The 21,594-nt window shown below is 71.5% G+C and carries 23 protein-coding genes; 17 read left to right on the top strand and 6 right to left on the bottom strand.

The annotated features are described in order from the left end of the window. The first annotated feature begins 18 nt into the window (after positions 1-18). A complete protein-coding gene (locus LN042_RS17215) occupies positions 19-1,098 on the top strand; it encodes a Zn-dependent alcohol dehydrogenase (protein ID WP_230052117.1) in 1,080 nt (359 codons plus the stop codon). 81 nt (positions 1,099-1,179) lie between these two features. Here the strand turns inward: LN042_RS17215 and LN042_RS17220 are convergent, their stop codons facing one another. Continuing rightward, the gene (locus LN042_RS17220; protein WP_230052118.1) at positions 1,180-1,764 is read right to left on the bottom strand and encodes a flavodoxin family protein; all 585 of its coding nucleotides are present in this window, start codon (positions 1,762-1,764) and stop codon (positions 1,180-1,182) included. A 210-nt stretch (positions 1,765-1,974) separates the two neighbouring features. Between LN042_RS17220 and LN042_RS17225 the strand changes: the two genes are divergently transcribed. Continuing rightward, positions 1,975-2,391 carry a winged helix-turn-helix transcriptional regulator gene (locus LN042_RS17225; RefSeq protein ID WP_230052119.1) on the top strand — a complete coding sequence of 139 codons (417 nt, stop codon included), beginning with the start codon at positions 1,975-1,977 and terminating at the stop codon, positions 2,389-2,391. A 92-nt stretch (positions 2,392-2,483) separates the two neighbouring features. On the opposite strand, the gene LN042_RS17230 is transcribed toward LN042_RS17225, so the two are convergent. Beyond that, positions 2,484-2,801, bottom strand: a complete 318-nt coding sequence (locus LN042_RS17230) for a hypothetical protein (RefSeq protein WP_230052120.1) — start codon at positions 2,799-2,801, stop codon at positions 2,484-2,486. A gap of 76 nt (positions 2,802-2,877) precedes the next feature. Here LN042_RS17230 and LN042_RS17235 point away from each other — a divergent pair, with 76 nt between their 5' ends. Further along, on the top strand, positions 2,878-4,899 hold the full coding sequence (locus LN042_RS17235) for an NADPH-dependent 2,4-dienoyl-CoA reductase (protein WP_230052121.1): 2,022 nt from the start codon (positions 2,878-2,880) through the stop codon (positions 4,897-4,899). Positions 4,900-4,942: 43 nt separating this feature from the next. On the opposite strand, the gene gcvH is transcribed toward LN042_RS17235, so the two are convergent. Continuing rightward, positions 4,943-5,320 carry a glycine cleavage system protein GcvH gene (gene gcvH / locus LN042_RS17240; RefSeq protein WP_230052122.1) on the bottom strand — a complete coding sequence of 126 codons (378 nt, stop codon included), beginning with the start codon at positions 5,318-5,320 and terminating at the stop codon, positions 4,943-4,945. A gap of 330 nt (positions 5,321-5,650) precedes the next feature. Between gcvH and leuE the strand changes: the two genes are divergently transcribed. From leuE to LN042_RS17280, 8 genes are all read left to right on the top strand, one after another. After that, positions 5,651-6,346, top strand: coding sequence for a leucine efflux protein LeuE (gene leuE / locus LN042_RS17245; RefSeq protein ID WP_230052123.1), 696 nt, complete (start codon positions 5,651-5,653; stop codon positions 6,344-6,346). Positions 6,347-6,438: 92 nt separating this feature from the next. After that, positions 6,439-7,002, top strand: a complete 564-nt coding sequence (locus LN042_RS17250; RefSeq protein ID WP_230052124.1) for a PadR family transcriptional regulator — start codon at positions 6,439-6,441, stop codon at positions 7,000-7,002. 347 nt (positions 7,003-7,349) lie between these two features. Further along, on the top strand, positions 7,350-9,305 hold the full coding sequence (locus LN042_RS17255; protein ID WP_230052125.1) for a S53 family peptidase: 1,956 nt from the start codon (positions 7,350-7,352) through the stop codon (positions 9,303-9,305). Between the two features lie 161 nt (positions 9,306-9,466). Beyond that, a complete protein-coding gene (locus LN042_RS17260) occupies positions 9,467-9,841 on the top strand; it encodes a hypothetical protein (RefSeq protein ID WP_230052126.1) in 375 nt (124 codons plus the stop codon). Positions 9,842-10,032: 191 nt separating this feature from the next. Then, on the top strand, positions 10,033-10,551 hold the full coding sequence (locus LN042_RS17265; protein WP_230052127.1) for a hypothetical protein: 519 nt from the start codon (positions 10,033-10,035) through the stop codon (positions 10,549-10,551). A gap of 311 nt (positions 10,552-10,862) precedes the next feature. After that, positions 10,863-12,158 carry a chymotrypsin family serine protease gene (locus LN042_RS17270; RefSeq protein ID WP_230052128.1) on the top strand — a complete coding sequence of 432 codons (1,296 nt, stop codon included), beginning with the start codon at positions 10,863-10,865 and terminating at the stop codon, positions 12,156-12,158. Between the two features lie 278 nt (positions 12,159-12,436). After that, positions 12,437-12,829 carry a large conductance mechanosensitive channel protein MscL gene (mscL, locus tag LN042_RS17275; RefSeq protein ID WP_230052129.1) on the top strand — a complete coding sequence of 131 codons (393 nt, stop codon included), beginning with the start codon at positions 12,437-12,439 and terminating at the stop codon, positions 12,827-12,829. A gap of 194 nt (positions 12,830-13,023) precedes the next feature. Beyond that, complete coding sequence (locus tag LN042_RS17280; protein ID WP_230052130.1) at positions 13,024-13,926, top strand: adenosine kinase; 903 nt, start codon at positions 13,024-13,026, stop codon at positions 13,924-13,926. Between the two features lie 158 nt (positions 13,927-14,084). Here the strand turns inward: LN042_RS17280 and LN042_RS17285 are convergent, their stop codons facing one another. Beyond that, positions 14,085-14,618, bottom strand: coding sequence for a DUF3515 domain-containing protein (locus LN042_RS17285; RefSeq protein ID WP_230052131.1), 534 nt, complete (start codon positions 14,616-14,618; stop codon positions 14,085-14,087). A 42-nt stretch (positions 14,619-14,660) separates the two neighbouring features. Beyond that, positions 14,661-15,215, bottom strand: coding sequence for a YceI family protein (locus LN042_RS17290; RefSeq protein WP_230052132.1), 555 nt, complete (start codon positions 15,213-15,215; stop codon positions 14,661-14,663). Between the two features lie 436 nt (positions 15,216-15,651). Here LN042_RS17290 and LN042_RS37310 point away from each other — a divergent pair, with 436 nt between their 5' ends. The 4 genes from LN042_RS37310 (at position 15,652) to LN042_RS17305 (ending at position 18,780) form a co-directional block, all read left to right on the top strand. Continuing rightward, complete coding sequence (locus tag LN042_RS37310; RefSeq protein WP_283843782.1) at positions 15,652-16,041, top strand: serine hydrolase; 390 nt, start codon at positions 15,652-15,654, stop codon at positions 16,039-16,041. After that, positions 15,941-16,981 carry a serine hydrolase domain-containing protein gene (locus LN042_RS17295; protein WP_283843783.1) on the top strand — a complete coding sequence of 347 codons (1,041 nt, stop codon included), beginning with the start codon at positions 15,941-15,943 and terminating at the stop codon, positions 16,979-16,981. Before LN042_RS37310 ends, LN042_RS17295 begins: the two co-directional genes overlap by 101 nt. Before the next feature lie 83 nt (positions 16,982-17,064). Next, positions 17,065-17,589 carry a GNAT family N-acetyltransferase gene (locus tag LN042_RS17300; protein ID WP_230052133.1) on the top strand — a complete coding sequence of 175 codons (525 nt, stop codon included), beginning with the start codon at positions 17,065-17,067 and terminating at the stop codon, positions 17,587-17,589. Between the two features lie 99 nt (positions 17,590-17,688). Beyond that, on the top strand, positions 17,689-18,780 hold the full coding sequence (locus tag LN042_RS17305; protein ID WP_230052134.1) for a monodechloroaminopyrrolnitrin synthase PrnB family protein: 1,092 nt from the start codon (positions 17,689-17,691) through the stop codon (positions 18,778-18,780). On the opposite strand, the gene LN042_RS17310 is transcribed toward LN042_RS17305, so the two are convergent. Beyond that, entirely contained in the window at positions 18,710-19,573 is an 864-nt protein-coding gene (locus tag LN042_RS17310; RefSeq protein WP_230052135.1) for a class I SAM-dependent methyltransferase, read from the bottom strand. The genes LN042_RS17305 and LN042_RS17310 overlap by 71 nt on opposite strands. Before the next feature lie 141 nt (positions 19,574-19,714). Here LN042_RS17310 and LN042_RS17315 point away from each other — a divergent pair, with 141 nt between their 5' ends. Together LN042_RS17315 and LN042_RS17320 are read left to right on the top strand one after the other, a co-directional pair. Then, the gene (locus tag LN042_RS17315) at positions 19,715-20,365 is read left to right on the top strand and encodes a transglycosylase SLT domain-containing protein (protein WP_372495759.1); all 651 of its coding nucleotides are present in this window, start codon (positions 19,715-19,717) and stop codon (positions 20,363-20,365) included. Between the two features lie 124 nt (positions 20,366-20,489). Then, entirely contained in the window at positions 20,490-21,590 is a 1,101-nt protein-coding gene (locus LN042_RS17320) for a sugar ABC transporter substrate-binding protein (protein WP_230052136.1), read from the top strand. Positions 21,591-21,594: the final 4 nt, after the last annotated feature.

The following is a 21,594-nucleotide window of genomic DNA, read 5'->3' on the forward strand; positions in this document are numbered from 1 at the left end:
ACCACCCCAAGGATCACCATGGTTCGCGCTGCCCTGCTCACCGCCGTGGGCGCCCCGCTGGAACTGGCCGAGATCGAACTGCCGGCGCCCGGGCCCGGCCAGGTGCGGGTCCGCCTGGCCGCGGCCGGCGTCTGCCACTCGGACCTGTCGTTGGCCCACGGAGTGCTCCGGGCGCCGGCCCCGGTGGTGCTCGGCCACGAGGGCGCCGGCACCGTGACGGCCATCGGCGAGGGCGTCGGCACCGTCCGCCCCGGCGACCAAGTAGTCCTCAACTGGGCACCTTCCTGCGGAAGTTGCCACTTCTGCCAGCTCTCCGAGCCATGGCTGTGCGAGCGCGCCGCGGACGCCTACGGCCAGACCTACGGCACCCTGGCGGACGGCACCGGTGTCTACCCGGGCCTGGGGGTGGCCGCCTTCGCCGAGGAGACGGTGGTCGCCGAACGGGCCCTGCTGCCACTGCCCGACGGCGTGCCGCTGGCCTCGGCCGCGCTGCTCGGCTGCGCCGTGCTCACCGGCTACGGCGCGGTGCACAACGCGGCCCGGGTGCGGGAGGGTGAGTCGGTGGTGGTCTACGGGCTCGGCGGGGTCGGCCTCGCCGTGCTCCAGGCGGCCCGGATCGCCGGCGCCGGACCGATCATCGCGGTGGACGTCAGCCCCGGGAAGGAGGAGCTGGCCCGCCGCCACGGCGCCACCGAGTTCCTCCTCGCGGACGAACAGACCGCGCGCGCCGTACGGAAGTTGACGGACGGCTACGGCGCCGACCACGCCATCGAGTGCGTCGGGCGGGGCAGCACCGTCCGGGCCGCCTGGTCCACCACCCGGCGCGGCGGCCGCACCACGGTGGTCGGTATCGGCGGCAAGGAGGACACGGTTTCCTTCTCCGCCCTGGAGCTGTTCCATTTCGCCCGGACGATCAGCGGCTGCGTCTACGGCAACAGCGACCCCGCCCGTGACCTCCCGGTGCTGGCCGAGCACGTCCGCGCCGGCCGGCTGGACCTGGAGGCGCTGATCACCGACCGGATCGCGCTGGCCGACATCCCGGCCGCGTTCGAACGGATGGCGGCGGGACGCGGCGGGCGCTCGCTGGTGGTGTTCTAGCGTCACCGTGCTGATGGACCGCTCCCCACTGCGGCGGTTTCCAGGGAGCGGCCCGTCAGCGTTCGCCCGGCCGGGTGCGGCTCAGGCCGCGGCCTTGCCGGCGACGAAGATCTTGGCCTGCTCGGCGACCCGGCGGCCCAGGTGCTCGGCGGTGGCCACATCGGACTTGTGCACGCCCTCCGGGCCCTGGTCGGTGTTGGACTGCGCACCGGCACCGAGGAAGAAGCCCAGCCGGTTGAGGTCGCTCTCGGTGCCCTCGCTGCTGTTCCAGCCCGGGAGCAGGCCCAGGTTCACCCAGGTCATGCCGTGCTGGGCGGCCAGGCCGGAGAGGAACTGCAGGGTGGCCAGCTTGTCGCCGCTCTTGGAGCCCGAGTTGGAGAAGCCGGCGGCCAGCTTGTCCTGCCAGCCGCGCTCGAACCAGCGCCCGGAGCTGGCCTCGGCGAACGTGTGGAAGGCGCTGGAGGCGCCGCCCATGTAGGTGGGGGAGCCGAAGACGATGGCGTCCGAGCCGTCCAGCAGCTGCCACTGCTCCTCGGTGATCTCATCCACCTTGATCAGGTGCACGGTGGCACCGGTGCTCTCGGCACCTTCGCGGACAGCCTCCGCGAGGACGGCGGTGTGGCCGTAGCCGGAGTGGAAGGCAATGGAAACGACAGGGGTGGTCACTGAGTGCTCCTGGGAAACGGTGTGCGTCAAATACCGCGACTCGCTGCGTGCCGGCCCGCCGGCGTGCCGGTGTACTGGCGTGCTGTGCGTGCCGGCGGGCTCGCTGCGCGGCGCTGACGTAAGGAAAGCACTGCATTTTCGAAAGCGCAACCCGAATGGGTGACGCTGTCGCATGGGTCGTGCCAGCCGTTCGGGACATAGACTGTTCGGATGGCGACTGAACCCTGCGCCGGATCCCCCGCCGGCCTCGACCAGCACTCCGACGAGCTGCCCTATGACGTGTTCGCGCGCAACTGCCCGTCGCGGCACGTGCTCAAGGACGTCACCCACGCCTGGGGCAGCCTCACCCTGGCCGCGCTGCTGGACGGCAGCTTCCGCTTCAACGAGCTGCGCCGCCGGGTCGACGGGGTGAGCGAGAAGATGCTGTCGCAGACGCTGCACGCGCTGGAGCGCGACGGCCTGGTGCACCGCGAGGCGCAGCTGACCAACCCGCCGCGGGTGGACTACCAGCTCACCGAGCTGGGCACCACGGTGGCCCGGCAGCTCCAGGAGCTGATCGCCCTGGTCGAGGGCCGGCTGCCCGAGGTGCTGGCCGCGCAGCAGGCCTACGACGCCCGCCAGCGCTGACCCGCGAGCGCTGACCCGCCAGCGCTGACCCGCGAGCGCTGACCCGCCAGTGCTGACCCCGGAGGGGCTGCCGATCCCGGTGGCGTCGCTCGTCAGGGGTGGTCCCAGGGGCAGGGGGCGCCCGGAGGTTCGAGCACGCCGCCTCGCCCCGGCTGACCATCGGCGGCGGACGCCTTGACGGCCGGCCAGGCGGGCGCGGTGCTCGGCCAGGCCGCACCGCAGCGGTGGGCCGCCGTGTCGGAGCTGGTGCACCAGGCGTTCGTGGCCGGGCTGCGCGACGCGTTCCTGGTCTCGGCGTGCTGGGGCTGCTCGCGGCGGTGCTGGTCTTCGCGCTGGTCGGGCGTGCGCGGGGAGGTGGTGAGACCGCTCGTACGGCGGCGCTGCCGGCGGAGGCGCCGGCGGCGGGCCAAGCTTTTATGAAACTGGTTGCACAGTAGGCGCCCCCGCGCCTACTGTTCAGTAACCACACTCGCGCGAGGAGTCCGGATGACCGCCTACCCCCACCTGCTCAGTCCGCTCGACCTGGGCTTCACCACGTTGCCCAACCGAGTGCTGATGGGCTCCATGCACGTGGGGCTGGAGGAGGCCGAGAACGGCTTCGCACGGATGGCCGAGTTCTACGCCACCCGGGCCCGCGGCGGGGTCGGCCTGATCGTCACCGGCGGCATCGCGCCCAACGAGGCCGGCCGGCCGTGGGGCGGCGGCGCCAAGCTCACCACCGAGGAGGAGGCGGCCGAGCACCGGGTGATCACCGATGCCGTGCACCGCGAGGGCGGCCGGATCGCCCTGCAGATCCTGCACTTCGGCCGCTACGCCTACCACCCCGAGCTGGTCGCCCCGAGCGCCATCCAGGCGCCGATCAGCCCGTTCGTGCCGAACGAGCTCACCGCGGAGCAGATCGAGCAGACCATCGAGGACTTCGCCCGCACCGCCGAGCTCGCCAAGCAGGCCGGCTACGACGGCGTGGAGATCATGGGCTCCGAGGGCTACCTGATCAACGAGTTCATCGCCGCGCCGACCAACCAGCGCACCGACGACTGGGGCGGCAGCCACCGCAACCGGATGCGCTTCCCGGTGGAGATCGTCCGGCGGGTGCGCGAGCGGGTCGGCGCCGAGTTCATCATCATCTACCGGCTCTCGATGCTCGACCTGGTTCCCGGCGGCTCCACGCTGCCCGAGGTGATCGAGCTGGCCCAGGCCGTCGAGCAGGCCGGCGCCACCATCATCAACACCGGAATCGGCTGGCACGAGGCCCGCATCCCCACCATCGCCACCTCGGTGCCGCGCGGTGCCTTCGCCTGGGTCACCAAGAAGGTGATGGGCTCGGTCTCGATCCCGCTGGTCACCGTGAACCGGATCAACACCCCCGAGCTCGGCGAGCAGCTGCTCGCCGACGGCTACGCCGACATGGTCTCGCTGGCCCGTCCGCTGCTGGCCGACCCGGACTTCGTCAACAAGGCGGCGACCGGCGCCCCGGAGGCGATCAACACCTGCATCGGCTGCAACCAGGCCTGCCTCGACCACACCTTCCAGATGAAGATCACCTCCTGCCTGGTCAACCCGCGGGCCTGCCACGAGACCGAGCTGGTGCTCTCACCGACCAAGCTGCGCAAGCGGATCGGTGTGGTCGGCGCCGGCCCGGCCGGGCTCGCCTTCGCCGTCAGCGCCGCCGAGCGCGGCCACGCCGTCACCCTCTTCGACGCCGCCGACGAGATCGGTGGGCAGCTCAACGTCGCCCGCCAGGTGCCCGGCAAGCAGGAGTTCGACGAGACCCTGCGCTACTACCGGCACCAGCTGGCCGCACACCGGGTCGAGCTGCGGCTCGGGGCGGAGGTGACGGCCGAGCAGCTCGCCGCCGAGGGCTACGACGAGGTGGTGCTGGCCACCGGTGTGACCCCGCGCGACCCGGAGATCCCCGGCAGCGACCACCCAAGCGTGCTCAGCTACCTCGACGTGCTGCGCGACAAGGCACCGGTCGGCGAGCGGGTGGCGATCATCGGAGCCGGCGGCATCGGGTTCGACGTCGCCGAGTACCTCACCGACCCCGGCAAGGGCGCCAGTCAGGACCCGGCGGTCTTCTTCGAGCAGTGGGGCGTGGACACCGAGCACACCACCCCCGGCGGCGTGACCCGCCCGGTCCGCGCCGCCTCCCCGCGCACCGTCCACCTGCTGCAGCGCAAGACCAGCAAGGTCGGCGCCGGCCTCGGCAAGACCACCGGCTGGATCCACCGCACCGAGCTCAAGCACCGCGGCGTCACCATGGTCGCGGGCGTCAGCTACCAGCTGATCGATGACGCGGGCCTGCACCTGCTGGTCGACGGCGAGCCGCAGCTGCTCCCGGTGGACACCGTGGTGCTCTGCGCCGGACAGCTGCCGCGCCGCGACCTCCTCGACGGCCTGCGGGCGGCGGGCATCGAGCCGCACCTGATCGGCGGCGCCGACGTGGCCGCCGAGCTCGACGCCAAGCGCGCCATCGACCAGGGCACCCGCCTGGCGGCGGCGCTGTAGCCCACGCAGTCCCGGGCGGGGTCGTCCCGCCCGGGAACCGCGGTCACTCTCCGGCGATGTAGGCCTCGTACTGCTCGGCGGTCAGCAGTCCGTCCGCGGACTTCGGGTCGGCGACCTGGAGCTTGATGAGCCAGGTGCCGTGGGCGTCGTCGTTGATGAGCTCCGGCTCGCCGCTCAGCTCGTCGTTCACCTCCTTGATGGTCCCGGCGACCGGCAGGAACAGATCGCTCACGGACTTGACCGATTCCACCGTGCCGAAGACCTCGCCCTGCTCGAGCTGCCCGTCCGTCGGCGGAATGTCCACGAACACGATGTCCCCGAGCTGCTTCTGGGCGAACTCGGTGAGGCCCACGGTCCCCACCTTTCCGTCGAGCATGATCCACTCGTGGTCTCTGGTGTAGCGGTAGGTCGTGGGGTACATGCGGGCCTCCCAGGGGGTCGGTGGGTATGACCGGGAGGCTACTGACGGGCCGCCAGTGGATCACCGTCGGCGCGAGGGGAAACATCCGAACGAGTGATCCCGCTACTCTGCTCATCGTTCGACGACTACGATGTGGCGGCCCCGGTGGCCTGCATGCCCGGGCCGATCGCAGCCTGGCCGTCGGCCGCGCTGCGGCCGCTCGTCGGTGAACGGGTGCGGGTGCGCCGCCCGGGAGGGTGACGAGCACCACTCTTCGGCCGCCGTTCACCAACCGTACGCTGGGCAACTGAACGCCAGTCCGATTGACGCCCCAGGAAGCGAAAACCGCCTGTGTTCGGAGTGCACCACCTGGCCACGTACGTGCTGGGCGCCCTTGTGATCATCCTGCTGCCCGGCCCGAACTCGCTCTACGTGCTCTCGGTGGCTGCCCGCAAGGGCGTGCGGACCGGGTTCCGGGCGGCGGCGGGAGTGTTCACCGGCGACCTCACGCTGATCACGCTCACCTCGCTGGGAGCCGCCTCGCTGCTGCGGACCGATCCGGCGGTGTTCGCGGTGGTGAAGTTCGGCGGTGCGGGCTACCTGCTGTGGATGGGCGTGGGCATGCTGCGCTCGGCGCGCGGGCTGTGGCGCCAGCGGGCCGGGGGTGTGGCCGCGGCCGCCCCCGCGGCGGCGGCCCCCGCGGCGGAGGCGGCCGCGGCGGCCACCGCCGAGCCCGTCTCCGGTGAGCGTCCGTTCCGGCGGGCGCTGGTGATCAGCCTGCTCAACCCCAAGGCGATCCTCTTCCTGCTGTCGTTCTTCACCCAGTTCGTCGACCCCTCCTACGGTCTGCCGGCGCTCTCCTTCACGCTGCTGGGCGCCGTCCTGGAGACCTTCAGCGTGCTCTACCTGACCACGCTGATACTGGTGGGCACCTCGCTGGCAGCGGCGTTCCACCGCCGCAAGCGGCTCTCGGCGACCATGACGAGCAGCGTCGCGGTGCTGTTCGCCGGCTTCGCGGCCAAGTTGGCGCTCTCGTCGGCCGCTTGAGCCGCCCAGCCGGGCCTGCCGCCTGCCGCCCCGCGTCGTCCCCCGTCGGCCGCCCAGCCGGGCCCTCCAACGGCCGTCATTAGAATCGGCCCATGTCGCTGCCGCACGCCATCCTCACCGCCCTGCTGGAGAAGCCGTCCTCGGGGCTGGAGTTGACGCGGCGGTTCGACAAGTCGATCGGGTTCTTCTGGTCGGCCACCCACCAGCAGATCTACCGCGAACTCGGACGGCTGGAGCAGTCCGGCCTGATCCGCTCGCTGCCGCAGCCGCCGAGCCGGGGGCAGCGCAAGGAGTACGAGGTGCTGCCGGCCGGGCGCGCGGCCCTGGTCGAATGGGTCGCGCAGCCGCAGGACCCGAAGCCGATCCGGGAGCCGCTGCTGCTGCGGCTGCGGGCGGCGGCCACGGTCGGCGGGCGCGGGCTCGCCGAGGAGCTGGAACGACACCTGGCACTGCACGAGCGCCAGCTGGCCGAGTACCTGGAGATCGAGCAGGACGACTTTCCCGTCGAGCGCGTCGACGAGGAGAACCGCCTGCAGCACCGGGTGCTCAGCGCGGGCATCGGTCTGGAGCGGTTCTGGGTGGCGTGGCTGCGGGAGACCCTGAGCGTCCTGCGGGAAGAAGGGCCAGGGGCTCTGCGGGCGGACGGGCGGGGGTGACTCGGGCCGCAGCCGCCCGGCCCGGACCCGCAGGCCACCGCTCGGCGGGACCCGCAGCCGCCCGGCCCGAACCCGCAGGCTACCGCTCGGCCGGACCCGCAGGCCACCGCCCGTTCAGGCAACGCGGGGCAACTCCCCGGTAACTCCGAGGCAGAGCTACGAATTGTGAGCAAACGTCTGGAAAATTGGGGGGTATTGGTCACGGCCCGTCGCCGCTATGCTCGGCTCCTGCCAAGCGAGGCACACCCCATCCACAGCCGGTCCTCCGGTGGCTGACGCCTGCGCGCGCACCTGTGCGCGGCCTGACGGGGTGGTTGCTCGCGAACCTTTCCAATGCAGGGGGGTACATGACCATCAATCGTGCCCAGTGGCGTGTTGCGACGAGCGTTGCGGCGATCCTGCCGCTGGTCGCCGGCGCGCTCGTGATCGGCATGCCGTCCGCACAGGCGGACTCCGCGCCGCACGGCCGGGCCGCACTGAACAACACCAAGCCGGCCTGGGCGACCAGCACCGCCGACAAGGGCGCCACCGCGGACTCCACGCAGGTGACCGCCCGGGTCTACCTGGCCGGCCGGGACGCGAAGGGCCTGACCGCCTACGCGCAGGCCGTCTCGGACCCGCACTCGCCGCTCTACGGCAAGTACCTGACGCCCGAGCAGGCGCAGGCGCGGTTCGGCGCCACCCAGGCGCAGATCGACGCCGTCACCAACTGGCTGAAGTCGTCGGGCCTGACGGTCACCGACACCAACCAGCACTTCATCTCGGTCACCGGTGACGCCGCCGCCGTGCAGAAGGCGTTCGCCACGCCGCTGCACGAGTACAGCAAAGACGGCAAGACCTACCACGCGCCCCAGAACGTCGCCTCCGCTCCGGCCGCGCTGGCCGACGCGGTGCTGACGGTGACCGGCCTGGACAACGCGCCGCACCAGTCCACCCCGCAGGACACGCTGCCCGGCCCGACCGCCGGATTCCGCAACGCCGGCCCGTTCTCCACCTACTACGGTCAGAACGTCGCCACCACGCTGCCGGACGCCTACGGCAGCAAGGTGCCCTACGCCATCCACGGCTACACCGGCGAGCAGCTGCGGGCCGCGTACGGCGCCGGCCAGTACACCGGCAAGCACGTGACCGTCGCGATCACCGACGCCTACGCCTCGCCGACCATGGCGGCCGACGCGGCCAAGTACGCGCAGCGCAACGGTGACGCGCCCTACCGCAAGGGCCAGTACAGCGAGGTGCTGCCGTCCGCCTGGACCAGCACCGACTCGTGCGGCGCGTCCGGCTGGTACGGCGAGGAGTCGCTGGACGTCGAGGCCGTGCACGCGGTCGCCCCGGAGGCGGACATCAAGTTCGTCGCCGCGGCCTCCTGCAACGACCCCGACCTGCTCGACGCCCTCAACAAGGTCGTCGACAAGCACCTGGCCGACATCGTCTCCAACTCGTGGGGCGACGTGGAGGCCAACGAGACGCCGGACCTGGCGGCCGCCTACGACCAGACCTTCAAGCTCGGCGCGGTCGAGGGCATCGGCTTCTACTTCTCCTCCGGTGACAACGGCGACGAGCTGGACAACACCGGCAAGAAGCAGGTCGACAGCCCGGTCAACTCGGCGTGGGTGACCGCGGTCGGCGGCACCTCGCTGGCCGTCGGCAAGAACGACAACTACAAGTTCGAGACCGGCTGGGGCACCGGCAAGGCGCTGCTCTCGGACGACGGCAAGAGCTGGGGCACCCTGCCCGGCGCGTTCACCGGCGGTGCCGGCGGCGGCACCAGCTCGCTGACCCCGCAGCCGGCCTACCAGGCCGGCGTCGTGCCGGACGCGCTGGCCAAGGCCAACGGCAGCACCCCGATGCGCACCGTGCCGGACATCGCGGCCGTCGCCGACCCCAACACCGGCTTCCTGGTGGGCCAGACCCAGTCGTGGCCCGACGGCACCGTCTCCTACGACGAGTACCGGATCGGCGGCACCTCGCTCGCCGCGCCGGTGATCTCGGCCATCCAGGCGCTGGCGCAGCAGGCGCAGCACTTCCCGATCGGCTTCGCCAACCCGGCGATATACGCCCGCTACGGCTCCCCGCTGTTCCACGATGTGACCGACCACCCGCTGGGTGCCGGCCGTGACATCGCGGAGGCCCGGGTGGACTTCGCCAACGGTGTCGACGCCTCCGGCGGTCTGAAGACCTCGGTGCGCACCCTCGGCAAGGACTCCTCGCTGCAGGCGACCGAGGGCTACGACGACGTGACCGGCGTGGGTTCGCCCGCCCCCGGCTACGTCGCCTCGTACGGCCCGTGGTTCAAGCACTGACCGTCGCACTCCGAGCGGAGCGGCCCCTGGACCCTCGCGGTCCAGGGGCCGCTCCGCGCTCAGGAGCCGATGTGGGGTCAGAACCGCCGGAAGCCTTGCCCGGTGGCCCCCGGGGCTCGATCGTTGGAGCTGAACCAGTTCTGCGAAGGGGGACGCGGACCATGGGACGGGGGAGTGCCGCGCGCTCGCGGCGCGGTGACTTGCTGCGCGCCGCGCTCTGGGGCGGCAGCGCGCTGGCGATCGACGGGATGCTGTTGTGGGCGACGTGGCTGCCCGGTCTGCGGGTGGGTGCGGTGGACGGCCCGCTGGCCGGGCTGGAGGTCCATTCGTCGGTTAACCGGACGGCGCTGCTGCTCCTGCTGGTGGGGGCCGGCGCCGGGATCGGGGCGCTGGCGGCCGGCTACTGCCCCTCCGGAGCCCGGCGGCTGCGCTGCGCGGCGGAGGGCGCGCTGCTGGTGCACCTGGCGATCCCGGTCTTCCTGCTGGTCCGCTGGATGATCTACCCGCCGGCCCTCGCTCCCTTCGACCACCTCTAGCTTCGACCACCTCTAGCCGCAACGCCGTTCCTGTCGTTCGGACAGCAGCCGGCGAGCAGGGGAGGACCGACGGTCCGACCGGATCCGCGTACAATCACGAGGCGTCGCCGATGAATTGAGGCTGAACCATGTCCCGTGCCCGTCTGTCGAGGCGCACGACCGCTGCCGGCTTGGCCGTGGCGTCCGTTCTGGTGTCCGCGGCATGCGCCGCGCGGGCCGGCACCGCGCCGGCCGCCGCGCCCGCGAGGACGAGCCCCACGGCGTCCCCCGCTCCGGCGAGCTCCGGCCCGGCGGGCCAGCAGCAGTTGGACGCGGCTGCGGACTCGGTGTCCGGTCTCGCCCGCTCCTACCAGAACGCCTTCACCGGTCTGACCGTCGATGTCCCGAAGGGTCGCCTCAGTGTCTACCGGAAGCCGGGCACGGACTTCGACAGCGCCCTCGCGCACCTCGCCCTGGGAGTGCCCGTCGACCTGGTGGACGCGCCGCGCTCGATCAGCGACCTGGCCGCCACGCGCTCGCAGGTGGAACCACTCATCGGGCACACGGCCGGATACAGCATCGTGACCGTGGGCAGTGGCTCCGTGGTGAGTTTCACCCAAGGTGTGGTGGAAGTCGGGGTCACCGGGGACCTGAACCGGGCGAAGCAAGACCTGGGTGTCCGTTTCGGGAACCTGGTCACGGTTTCGGCCACCGAACAGCCGGTGGGGTGACGGTCCCGGCCGGGCCGGCGCCGACCGCCGGTTTCACAGTTCTTCACCAGCTCGACCATTCGGCCTCCGAATGCTTGAAAGGTGCAGGAACGCCCCTTGTGCCGCTCGAGTCCGCTCGATAAGGTGCGAGGTCTGTCTAATTCCTTCATGGATCCAACCAGTGAACATTTCCCCCGGGGGGAACAGTGAATCGTAGGGCTGCGGGCTCCGGAATGAGGCGGCTCCTTGTCGCCGGTCTAGTGGTCGCCGCTGCTGTGGCGCCGACTGCCGCCGCGGCAGTGCCATCCAAGCCCAGTGCGGGAGCCGCGGCGGTGACCCCGAACGCCGTCGGTGTGTCTGCCCGAGAAATGAGCTTGCAAGACATCAAGCTGATGAACGACCAGGCGGTGCTGGACAAGGTCGTCGACCAAATCACCGGCGGCCGTTCCGAGTCTGACCGGGCGCAAATTCCCGGCTTTTCCGAGGTCGAAGTCAACGCCGCTCAGAAGCGGATCGTCCTGCACTGGAAGGGTGACGTTCCCGGCTCGGTCAAAAAGGTTCTGGCGAACCTGCCGCAGGGTGTCTCCGTGCAGATCGTTCCGGCCAAGTACTCGAAGGCGGAACTCCACGCGGCCAGGGACAAGCTCCTGGCCGCCAACACGTCCGGCGGCGGCAAGCAAAGGGCCCTGGCCTCGAACGTGACCTCGACCGCCACGCGCATCACCAGCATCGCCCCGGCCGTCGACGGCAGCGGCCTGGACGTCACCTATGACGAGGACCGCGGCACGGGCCAGCGCGACACCCGTGACCCCCTCGTCCCCACCGTGCGGCAGAACAAGACGCGCGAGGTCAAGTCGATCGCGGACGCCGTTGCCGGCGTGGACACCCATGTCAGCTACCAGCCGCTGAGCGTCGACGCGCAGAAGACCCGCCAGTACGACACCCCGTCCTGGTACGGGGGCGCCGGTCTGCGGACGCCGCACACCGGCCAGTACTACGGAATCTGCTCCACGGGATTCGGGGTGACCCGCCAGGACGGGAAGAAGCTCATCACGACCGCGTACCACTGCGGCCAGGGCACCTTCACCACCTTCGGCGGCAACCTGTTCGTCGGCAGCACGTCGACCCAGAACGAATCGAGCACGGACGACATATCGGGCCTCGACCCGGGCTCCAACAGCTCCGGCAACCGCATCTACGACGGGAGCGGGCCGGACGATCCGAGCGGTTTCGCGAAGGTCGTCTCCGGCTGGGGCAACAACAACGTCGGCGACCAGGTCTGCACCTCCGGGGCCAACTCCGGCATTCACTGCGGAATCTACATACAGCAGACGGACATCGGCGTCACCGGCGAGAACGGCATTTACCGGCCGGACGTGGACTTCGCGGTCTCGAACAGCGTGGCAGTCGCGAACGGTGACAGCGGAGGCCCGGTCTTCACCGGTGCCAACGGCTGGACCACCGACCAGGCGCGCGGGGAAATCACCGCCCTGGACTACACGACGGACTGTGCCGGAACCGTCACCGCCGATGCCTGGGAGCGGCCGGCGTGGTGCCTCCGGGGCGTCTACTACGTGCCGATCGGCAAGATCCTGAGTGACATGAAGTGGACCCTGAACACCGGGTGATGTCGCGAGCAGGACTGAACCAAGCCCTGATGACCGTGCGCAGGCTCAGGTCGGGACCGGCCGGCAGCTGACGGCCGACCACCGCCCCGATGACCGGCGCCGAGAGAGGCAGTGCCGTTCACCTCGAGCACGAGGTGAACGGCACTGCCTCTCTTGCTGAGCGGCCTTCAGGCGCTGCTCCGAACGGCATCGTCACCTCACTCGGACGGCTGCGCTGACGCGCCGTCCGGTGGTCGGCGCTGAAGGCTGGAGGGGTCGCGACACCGAGGAGGCTGCAGATGCTCAAGGGCTTCAAGAAGTTCATCATGCGCGGGAACGTGGTCGACCTGGCGGTCGCCTTCGTGATGGGCGCAGCCTTCGTGGCCGTGGTGAACAGCCTGGTCAACGATCTGCTGACGCCGCTGATCGCCGCCATCTTCGGCAAGCAGGACTTCTCCGCGCTCACCTTCACGCTCCACCACAGCGTCTTCCGCTACGGCGCGTTCATCAACGCGCTGATCTCGTTCATCCTGATCGCCGCCGCACTCTACTTCTTCGTGGTCGCACCGATGAACGCGTACAACGACCACAAACGCCGCAAGGCGGGGTTGCCGCCGGCCGAGGATCCACTGACCGAGGTCGAACTGCTCACCCAGATGCGCGACTTGCTGCGCACCCCGCCGCGCGTCTGATCCGCCTCCGCTTCCGTCCGCGTCTGATCCGCGTCCGTCCGCGTCGGGTCCGCGTCCGATCCGCCGGTGTCCACGCCGGGCCCGCCCGGCCACGGGTGGGCCCTCGCCACGTCCGGGGCTGGGCCGGGCATCTAGGATGCGCAATTGCTTGCGGAAGGTTTCCGCAAGCAATTGCTTCATCTGGAGGCGCCCTGATGGAACGCCAGACCGATGTGCTGGTGCTGGGCGGCGCGGGGGTGGACAGCATCGTCCAGGTCCCCGAACTGCCGCTGCCGTACGCGGACAGCTACCCGGTGCCGCGCATCGAGACCCGCGCCGGGCAGACCGGGGACTTCGTCGCGCTGGGGCTGCAAGCGCTCGGCCTGCGCACCCACCACCTGGACCTGCTCGGCGACGACCCCGAGGGCCGGCTGGTCCGGAGGCTGCACCAAGACCGGGGGCTCCCACTGACCACCTTCCCGCTTCCCGGGGGCACCCGGCGCGCCGTCAACCTGGTCGGTCCGGACGGACGCCGGCTCTCGCTCTACGACGCCTCCCGGACCGCCCCGGCGGACCGGCTGCCCGCCGAGGCCGTCCGCGCGCTGGCCGCCGCCAGCCGGCACGTGCACGTGTCGATCACCCAGCCGTGTGCCGACGCGCTGCCGGACCTGCGTGCGTCGGGAGCGACGATCTCCACCGATCTGCACGACTGGGACGGCAGCGAGCCCTACCACCAGCCGTTCGCCGAGGCGGCCGACCTGGTCTTCGTCTCGGCCGCCAAGCTGGCCGACCCGGAGCGCACCATGCGGCGGATCACCGAGCTCGGCCGGGCCGCGGTGGTGGTCGCCACGGCCGGTGCGCAGGGCAGTTACCTGCTGGCGGAGGGCGAGCTGACGCACACACCGGCCGTGGCGCCGCCCGTTCCGGTGGTCGACTCCAACGGGGCGGGGGATGCGTTCGCCGCCGGATTCCTGTTCGGCTGGCTGGCGGGGGAGCCGCTCGCGCGGTGCGCGCGCTACGGCGCGATAGCCGGGGCCCACGCCTGCACCGTGCCGGCCACCGGGGTGGATCCGCTCACCCGGGCCGAACTGCTGGCCCGGGCAGCCCAGTTGGACTGAGCCCGGTCGCCCGCCCGCAGGGCAGCCGGGTGGCGGCGGGCCGCGGGGGAACCCGGGGCCGCCCGGCGGGCCGGTGGTGCGCGAGCCCGCCTGCTGTCCCCTCGGCACGAGGCTGGTTGACGTGCCCCGGGCCGGGCGGTCCGCGGTGGTGAGCGACCTCAGTCGATCGGGTCGTTGAGGTTCCCGCTGATGTCGGGGATGGTCGCCAGCACCACCGGCGAGACCGGCCCCAGCGGGTCGGTCGGGTAGGGCGTCGCGCCCTTGGGGGCGGCGACCTCGACGTACAGCTGGTGCAGGGTGAGGGTGAACTTGTTGCCCCCGTGCCCGTCGCCCTCCATGTACCACTGGACGCCGTCCACGTTCGGCCCGCGGTCCGACGCGTGCGCGTCGAGCGAGGCCGGCCGCGGCACCCCGCAGCGCAGCACGGTGCGCGGTGAGGTGGCCCACACCGCGACGTACGGCGACGGGTCGGTGCGCGGATGGCCCTCGAACTGCGCGGGCAGCTGCTTCATCAGTGCCTGGCAGGGTCCGACGGCGTCCGCGGGCGGCTTCGGCGCGCTGGTCGGCGGCTGGTAGGGGCCGGTCATCATCACGGCGGCGACGCAGCCCAGCAGAACCACCGGGGGCGCCAGCCAGCGCACCGGCGCCGGAACGGCCCGGAGTGCGCGCAACGGACGGCTGGATTCGGACACCGATCGATGGTAACCGCCGTCCGCTGCGCGCTCCGGCCCGGGTCACTCCTGGCGGATCGCGGAGATGTCGAACTCCAGCACCACCTTGTCGCCGACCAGCACACCGCCGCCCTCCAGCGCGGCGTTCCAGTTCACCCCCCAGTCCCTGCGGTTGATCGTGGTCGACCCGGTCAACCCCAGCCGCAGATTGCCGTACGGGTCGCGGGCCGCGCCGTCGTACTCGACGTCCAGGGTGACCGGCCTGGTGGTTTCCTTGATCCTCAGGTCGCCGGTGACCCGGAAGGCCTCACCGCCCTTGGACTCGATGCCGGTCGAGGTGAAGACGATGTCCGGGTAGGTCGGGGCGTCCAGGAAGTCATTGGTGCGCAGGTGCTGGTCGCGCTGGTCGACGCCGGTGTTGATGCTGGCGGTCTTGATGGTGACCGTGGCGCGCGACTTGGTGGGGTCGGTGCCGTCGATGGTGGCGCTGCCTTCGAACTCGCCGAAGTAGCCGCGCACCTTGGTGACCATGGCGTGGCGGGCCACGAACCCGATCCGGGTGTGGGCCGGGTCGAAGACGTAGCGCCCGCTCAGCTCGGCGGGGGGAATGGTGGTCATGCGAGAGCTCCCTGGGCTCGTGGGTTCGGGCACCCACGACCGTAGGCCGCCCGCCCGTCGCCCGCGCGGCTACGGCGCGGACCGCCGGGCGAGCCGCCCCGGATGGGTCAGCGCGTCCGGGGTGGCGGTTCCGGAGGGCGGTTCGGGTCGGGGCCGCTCGGGTCCGGCGGTGGCACCGGCGAGGGTGGTGGCACCGGGCCCGGCTCCGGCGGCAGCGGTTCGGGAGGAATCGGCGGGTGCGGTTGCGGCGGCGCCGCGTCCGGGTCGGCGGGGAAGGGGATGGTCATGATCTGTCACCTCACGATTGGTGCCTACCCGGCGACCCCGCGCCGAACCGCGCGCCGGCGGTCCGACGGTCGGCCCCATGCGCTGACAAAGAGCGAGTAAAGATACGCTCACGGTCACATGTTCATGTCGACCTGGGGGTGGGTCCGGAATGCTCGACGGACTGACGGAGTTCTGCACGAAGGCGCTGGTGGAGCACGACTGTCCGTCGGTCTCGATCGCGGTGGTCCGGCGCGATGAGGTGGTACTGGAACGCGCCTACGGCTGGGCCGACATCGAGGGCCGGCGGGCGGCGACCACCGGAACTGCCTATGCCGTGGCCTCGATCAGCAAGTCGATCACCGCAACCGCCGTCTGCGCCGCGACAGATGACGGCCTGTTCAGGGCTGGACGAAGCGGTGCCGGGGCCGGACGGCGATCCGTCGCCCACGGTCCGTCAGTTGCTGCAGCACCGCGGCGGGCTGGCCGCCTACTACGACTTCCACTACGCGGACACCCCGCGGCCGATCCACAGCGACCGCTACCAGGTGCGGTTCCGTGAGCCGGGCAGCGGCTTCGAGTACGCCAACCTCGGCTACCACCGGCTCGGTCGACTGCTGGAGCGGGCCGACGGCGGCAGCCTGGCCGACTGCTTGCGGGAGCGGGTCTTCGAGCCGCTCGGCATGGCCGACAGCCACTTCGCCGACCGCTACCCGGGCAGCGCCCCCGCCGCCCGCCGCTACACCGCGGACGGCCGGGCCTACCCGCTGTGCGCGAGCGGCGGCACGCCGGCGGCCAGTGCGGTCTGGGCCACCGCCGCCGACCTGGCCCGGTTCGGCCACCGGGCGCCGGGCCTGCTGCGCCCGGAGACCGCCGCGGCGACGGTCAGCGCCCCGCCGATCACCGACCACGTCGGTTACGGCCTCGGCTGGATCGTCTCCACCGGCCCCGGCCCGCAGATCCGCAGCCACGGCGGCGGCATGGGCGGGGTGGCCGCGCTGCTGATCGCCGCACCGGAGCAGGACCTCTCGGTCGCCGTGCTGACCAACAGCACCGACAAGGCGGCCCGGGACGCCATCGTCGAGCACGTCATGACCGAGCTGGTCCCCGGCTACCGCACCGAGCAGATCACCCCGTTCGCCGCCGACCCCGCCGGCCCGCTCACGCTGGCCGTGGGCAGCCGCTGGGCCGGGCGGATCGCCACGACCGATGACGAACTGCCCATTTCCATAGTCGTCATGACTGAACATCAGATACTCCTCGCGGTGGGCGGTGAAGCCGTCGCGGTCGCGGCCGGCGCCCACGCGGCGGCCGGGCTGCGCGCTGTCGCACGGATCCAGCTGCCCACTGCCGACGCCCGGGTCAACAGCCCTGTGCTGGGGCTGGAGTTGAACGAGCAAGACGGCCGGCTGGTCGGCCGTGCCGTCGCCCACAAGGCGGGTGACAGCACTGGCTGGCTGGGCAACTTCCTGCCTCATTCCTGTGAGTTGGCACGAATCTGACGTCGCACGACCCAATGGACTTGATCGGATAGTTGCCGGCCCGCGGTCGCGGTGTTCAGGTCAAGCGCTGAACAATGGTCACCATGCCTACCGTCTTTGTCACTCCCGGCGTCACGCACGCCGCCGAGCTCGGCCGTCTCCTCGTGACCGCCTGGCTCGAGACCTATCCCGATCCCCACGCGGGGATCGACGAGGCGTGGATCCGGGCCGCGCAGGGCCACCAGTTGACGGAGCAGGGCATCGAGCGCTGGCGGGCCTTCCTGGCCGAGGTCCAGCGGGCGCCGGCCGACCACTTCTGCCGGGCGGTGCGCAGCGCGCCGGACGGCCCGCTGGTCGGGGTGGTCTGCGGACTGCGGGCCGAGGAGGTCAGCTTGGGACCGATGTACCTGCTCGGCTCGGCGCAGGGGCGCGGAACCGGCAGTGCGTTGATGGCCGAGTTCCTGGCCTGGGCGGACCCGGATCCGGTCGCCCTCTGGGTCACCGAGTACAACCGGTCGGCCGTGCGGTTCTACGCGCGGCACGGCTTCACGGCCACCGGTGAACGCACGCTGTGGAAGGGGCGGCTGCCCAATCTGCGGATGGTGCGGCCGGCTGGTGGCGTGCGGTGATGACCTTGTGCCGCAAGGTCATCACCATGATCAACAACTTGGGGGCGGTTCCGACCTGCCCGGATGCACGTGCGAGAGTTGAGGGCAGAAGGGGACGAGATGACCGTGCAACTGTCTGAAGATTTCTGTGCCGCGGTGGCCACCGCCGACCCGCTGGGCGCCGACCCGGTTCTCGCCACCCTGCCGGAGGTGAACGAGCAAGGTGACCTGCGCCGGCTCGCCGCCATCCTCGCCGACCTCGGTGAGGCCGCCGCCCGGACCGAACCGGTCACGCCGGTGGACCGGTTGGCCGCGATGCGTGACCTCGGGATGACGCTCGGTTCGTTCAAGCGGCACGGCGTGGAGCCGCTGGCCGCCGTCCCCGCGGTCGAACCGCTGCTGCTGCGCCTGGGCCAGACGACCGACATGGTGCCGCGCGACACCGTCTTCCACTACGGCGCCTGGAATCCGCGCGGCGCCCGACAGCGGATGTACACCGGTGATTTCGAGGAGGACGTGCTGATCGAGTCGGTGCGGCTCGGCGCGATGGGCCTGGAGCGGTCCGCGCTGGCACTGGCCGAACTCGACTGCCTCGAACCGGCGGATCCGCAGTACGCCGACAGCCTGGCGCGGGCCGTCGAGGGCCTCACCGTGCTGCCCGACCAGATCGGCCGGGTGGCCGAACTGGTGCCCCCGGCCCAGTTCTTCATGGTCCGGCTACGGCCCTACATGGAGGACGTGGTGGTCGGCGGCCGGTCGTTCTACGGCCCGGCCGCCGCCCATGTGCCGCTCTACCTGGTCGACCACCTGCTCTGGTCCAGTGACCGGGTGGATCCGGAGCACGCCGCCCTCCAGCAGGGACTGCTCGACTACGGCCTGCCGGAGTGGGGCCGGATCTACCGCAAGCGGCAGGGCTGCGAGTCGGCCGTCAGCCAGGTGGTGCGGGCGCTGCTGACGGCCGGGCAGGAGGCCTCCCCGCAGGTGCTGGCGGCCGGTCACGCGGTGGCCGAACTGCTGCGCTCGCTGGTGGTGTTCCGCGGCCGGCACCTGCGGCTGGTCCGCGAGGCCTACACCATCGAGAGCCCGTACACCACCGGCAGTGCGGGCGCCGCACCCGAGGTGGTGAAGATGGTGCTCGACCTCACCCGGGAGTGCGAGCGCCAGTTCGTCGGTCCGGTCGGCTCGGCCGCCGACCCCACGCCGTTACCATGAAGTTCGGCATGTACCGCACCTCCTGACGCTGGATCAACTCCACCGTCGCATCCAACTCCTGGGCGGTGATCCGGCCAGTGGCCAGCAGTGGTGTGCGCAGTTGACGAAGGGTCAGCACCAGGAACGGGGTGCCACCGGGCAGCACCGGTGCGTGCACCAGTGCGCCGACCTCGGCCAGCCCGGCGTCCGCGAGGGCGTCGGGCAGCCACCGGCCGCAGCCGGCGTACCCGCCCGCGTTCCCGAAGGCGGCCTGCAGCGCCGCGTACAGGCGGTCGGCCAGCTCGCCGTGGCCGACCGGCCAGTACCGGGCCACCGCGGCCGCCATCGCGCCCTCGATGTCGAAGTCCTCGACCATCACCCAGCCCCCCGGCCGGGTCGCGGTCACCAGTCGGTGCAGCGCCTCCTCGCGGGCCGGCAGGTGCTCCAGCAGGGCACGGGCGTGCACCAGGTCGTAGGCGTCGGCGGGCAGCGGATCGGTCAGTACGTCCTGCCGCCGCACCGTGAGGTTGGGCAGGCCGTGGCCGTCGGCGAACCGCGGGTCCAGGTCGATCGCCTCCACCGAGCCGGTGGCGCCGACCCGCCCGGCCAGCCAGCGGGCCACGCTGCCGGCCCCGCAGCCCACCTCCAGGCATCGCCAGCCCTCCGCCACGCCGAGCCCGGCCAGCCGGTCCAGGGTCACACCGTCGTAGACGGCCTCCAACGCGGCCAGTCGCTCGTGTTCGCGCTCCCACGCGCGGTCGAAGACATACCGGTCGGCGGTGTCGAGCCGGCTGTCATGGGTGCCATCGGTCACCGGTGTTGTCCCTCCGGGGGTGTCGGGCCCGTAGTTGTTGATCTTCGACTCTAGACCCTGCCGCCCGCGCCCGCTGCGATCTTTCGACATCGGGCAAGATGGCCGGGAAGACCGGGCGGATGAGGAGCGGAGGGCGGTCAGGTGCGCCGATTCGGGCGAGTGGTGGTCGGCACGGTGGCCGTGCTGGTACTGGGTCTGGTCGTGCACGGGGTGAAGCACGACGGCGGAACGGGCCGACCGGGTGCCGCCGCGCCGACCGCGGGGGCCGCGGCGCCGGGCAGCCCGTCGGCGAGCCCCTCGTCGGACCCGTACGACCCGGCGCACTTCGCGGCACCGGTCAAGACGCGGGCCGGGCAGGCCGGGATCGACCCGCAGCTACTGATGGCGATCCTCTACAACGAGAGTTACAAGCCGCACGACCCGGCCGCGGAACGCGCCTGGCAGGCGCTCAAGCCGGACGCGGCGTTCGGCATCGCCAACATGCACCGCGCCGCCTTCGACGACACCAAGGCCGGCCGGGACTTCGCCGACCGGCGTTGGGAGGAGCTGCCCGACGACCCGGACCTGGCCATCGAGGCGGCCGCCTGGTTCCTGCACGACCTGGCCGCCCAGCTGCCCGCGCACCCCGCCGCCGGCCTGCCCCGCAACGACCTGCTGGCCATCGGCTACAACGCGGGCGCCGGAAACATGCTGGCCATCGCCCGCGGCACCGCACCCGGCCCGGCCGCCCGCTCCTACCTGGACCAGCTCCACGGCAACTGGGAGAAGGCGGCCCGCGCGCTGGCCGGCTGACCCCGTTGGAGCAATTGCTCCCAACGGGTGTGCTTCAGCCCGTTCGGCGCAGTCCGCCTCGTGGCGGGCGGCGAACGGTTCGCAGACTCACGGCAGGGGGTGAACTCGGACCGGGAGGTTCCTCGTGAACAAGGTTCTGCGCCACACCGCCGTCACGGCCGGGACGACCGCCCTCCTCCTCGGGACCGCTGCCTGCGGCAGCGCCAAGCAGTCCGGCAGCGGTGGCGGTGCCACCGGTGCGGCGGCGACGATCACGATCGGCCTGCTGCTGCCGGAGTCCAAGACCACCCGGTACGAGCAGTTCGACCGTCCGCTGATCGAGGGCCGGATCAAGGCGATGGCCCCGCACGCGACCATCGACTACTACAACGCCAACCAGGACGCCACGGTCCAGCAGACCCAGGTGGACACCGCGCTGACCAAGGGCGACAAGGTGCTGATCCTGGACGCGGTGGACGCCAAGGCGATCCAGTCCTCGGTGCAGAAGGCGCATGCCGCCGGGGCCAAGGTGGTGGCCTACGACCGGCTGGCCCAGGGCCCGGTGGACGCCTACGTCTCCTTCGACAACCGCAAGGTCGGCCGGCTGCAGGGCCAGGCGCTGGTGGCGGCGGTGGGCAGCAAGGCGTCCAGCGGCCAGATCATCATGATCAACGGCTCGCCCACCGATCCCAACGCGGCCGAGTTCAAGGCCGGCGCGCACAGCGAGATCGACGGCAAGCTGAAGATCGGCAAGGAGTACGACACGCCGAACTGGGATCCGAACAACGCCAACCAGGAGGCCAGCGCCGCGATAACCGCGATCGGCGGGCAAGAGGTGGTCAGCGTCTACTCGGCCAACGACGGGATGGCCGCCGGCGTCGCGACCGCGCTCCGGGCGGCCAACCTGACCGTGCCGCTGACCGGTCAGGACGCCCAGCTCGACGCGGTGCAGCGGATCCTGGCGGGCACCCAGACCATGTCGATCTACAAGCCGTACAAGCCGGAGGCGGAGACCGCGGGCACCATGGCGATCACCCTCGCCAGGGGCGAGGCGCTCGACGCCTCGGTGGCGCCCACCACCGCCACCAACGGCAGCCACACCACGGTCAAGGCCGAGCTGGTCGCCCCCACCGTGCTGACCAAGGACAACATCAAGAGCACCGTGGTCGCCGACGGTCTCTACACCGTCGCCCAGATCTGCACCCCGGACTACGCGGCCGCCTGCAGCGCGGCCGGCCTGCGCTGAGGCG

This window comes from Kitasatospora humi, from assembly GCF_020907985.1.
Lineage (GTDB): Bacteria > Actinomycetota > Actinomycetes > Streptomycetales > Streptomycetaceae > Kitasatospora > Kitasatospora humi.

Coding starts and splice junctions, on each gene's coding strand:
- LN042_RS17215 (WP_230052117.1), top strand. CDS start 19: ATGGTTCGCGCTGCCCTGCTCACCGCCGTGGGCGCCCCGCTGGAACTG.
- LN042_RS17225 (WP_230052119.1), top strand. CDS start 1,975: ATGGCGACTGAACCCTGCGCCGGATCCCCCGCCGGCCTCGACCAGCAC.
- LN042_RS17235 (WP_230052121.1), top strand. CDS start 2,878: ATGACCGCCTACCCCCACCTGCTCAGTCCGCTCGACCTGGGCTTCACC.
- gcvH (WP_230052122.1), bottom strand. CDS start 5,320: ATGTACCCCACGACCTACCGCTACACCAGAGACCACGAGTGGATCATG.
- LN042_RS17250 (WP_230052124.1), top strand. CDS start 6,439: ATGTCGCTGCCGCACGCCATCCTCACCGCCCTGCTGGAGAAGCCGTCC.
- LN042_RS17255 (WP_230052125.1), top strand. CDS start 7,350: ATGACCATCAATCGTGCCCAGTGGCGTGTTGCGACGAGCGTTGCGGCG.
- LN042_RS17260 (WP_230052126.1), top strand. CDS start 9,467: ATGGGACGGGGGAGTGCCGCGCGCTCGCGGCGCGGTGACTTGCTGCGC.
- mscL (WP_230052129.1), top strand. CDS start 12,437: ATGCTCAAGGGCTTCAAGAAGTTCATCATGCGCGGGAACGTGGTCGAC.
- LN042_RS17280 (WP_230052130.1), top strand. CDS start 13,024: ATGGAACGCCAGACCGATGTGCTGGTGCTGGGCGGCGCGGGGGTGGAC.
- LN042_RS17290 (WP_230052132.1), bottom strand. CDS start 15,215: ATGACCACCATTCCCCCCGCCGAGCTGAGCGGGCGCTACGTCTTCGAC.
- LN042_RS37310 (WP_283843782.1), top strand. CDS start 15,652: ATGCTCGACGGACTGACGGAGTTCTGCACGAAGGCGCTGGTGGAGCAC.
- LN042_RS17300 (WP_230052133.1), top strand. CDS start 17,065: ATGCCTACCGTCTTTGTCACTCCCGGCGTCACGCACGCCGCCGAGCTC.
- LN042_RS17305 (WP_230052134.1), top strand. CDS start 17,689: ATGACCGTGCAACTGTCTGAAGATTTCTGTGCCGCGGTGGCCACCGCC.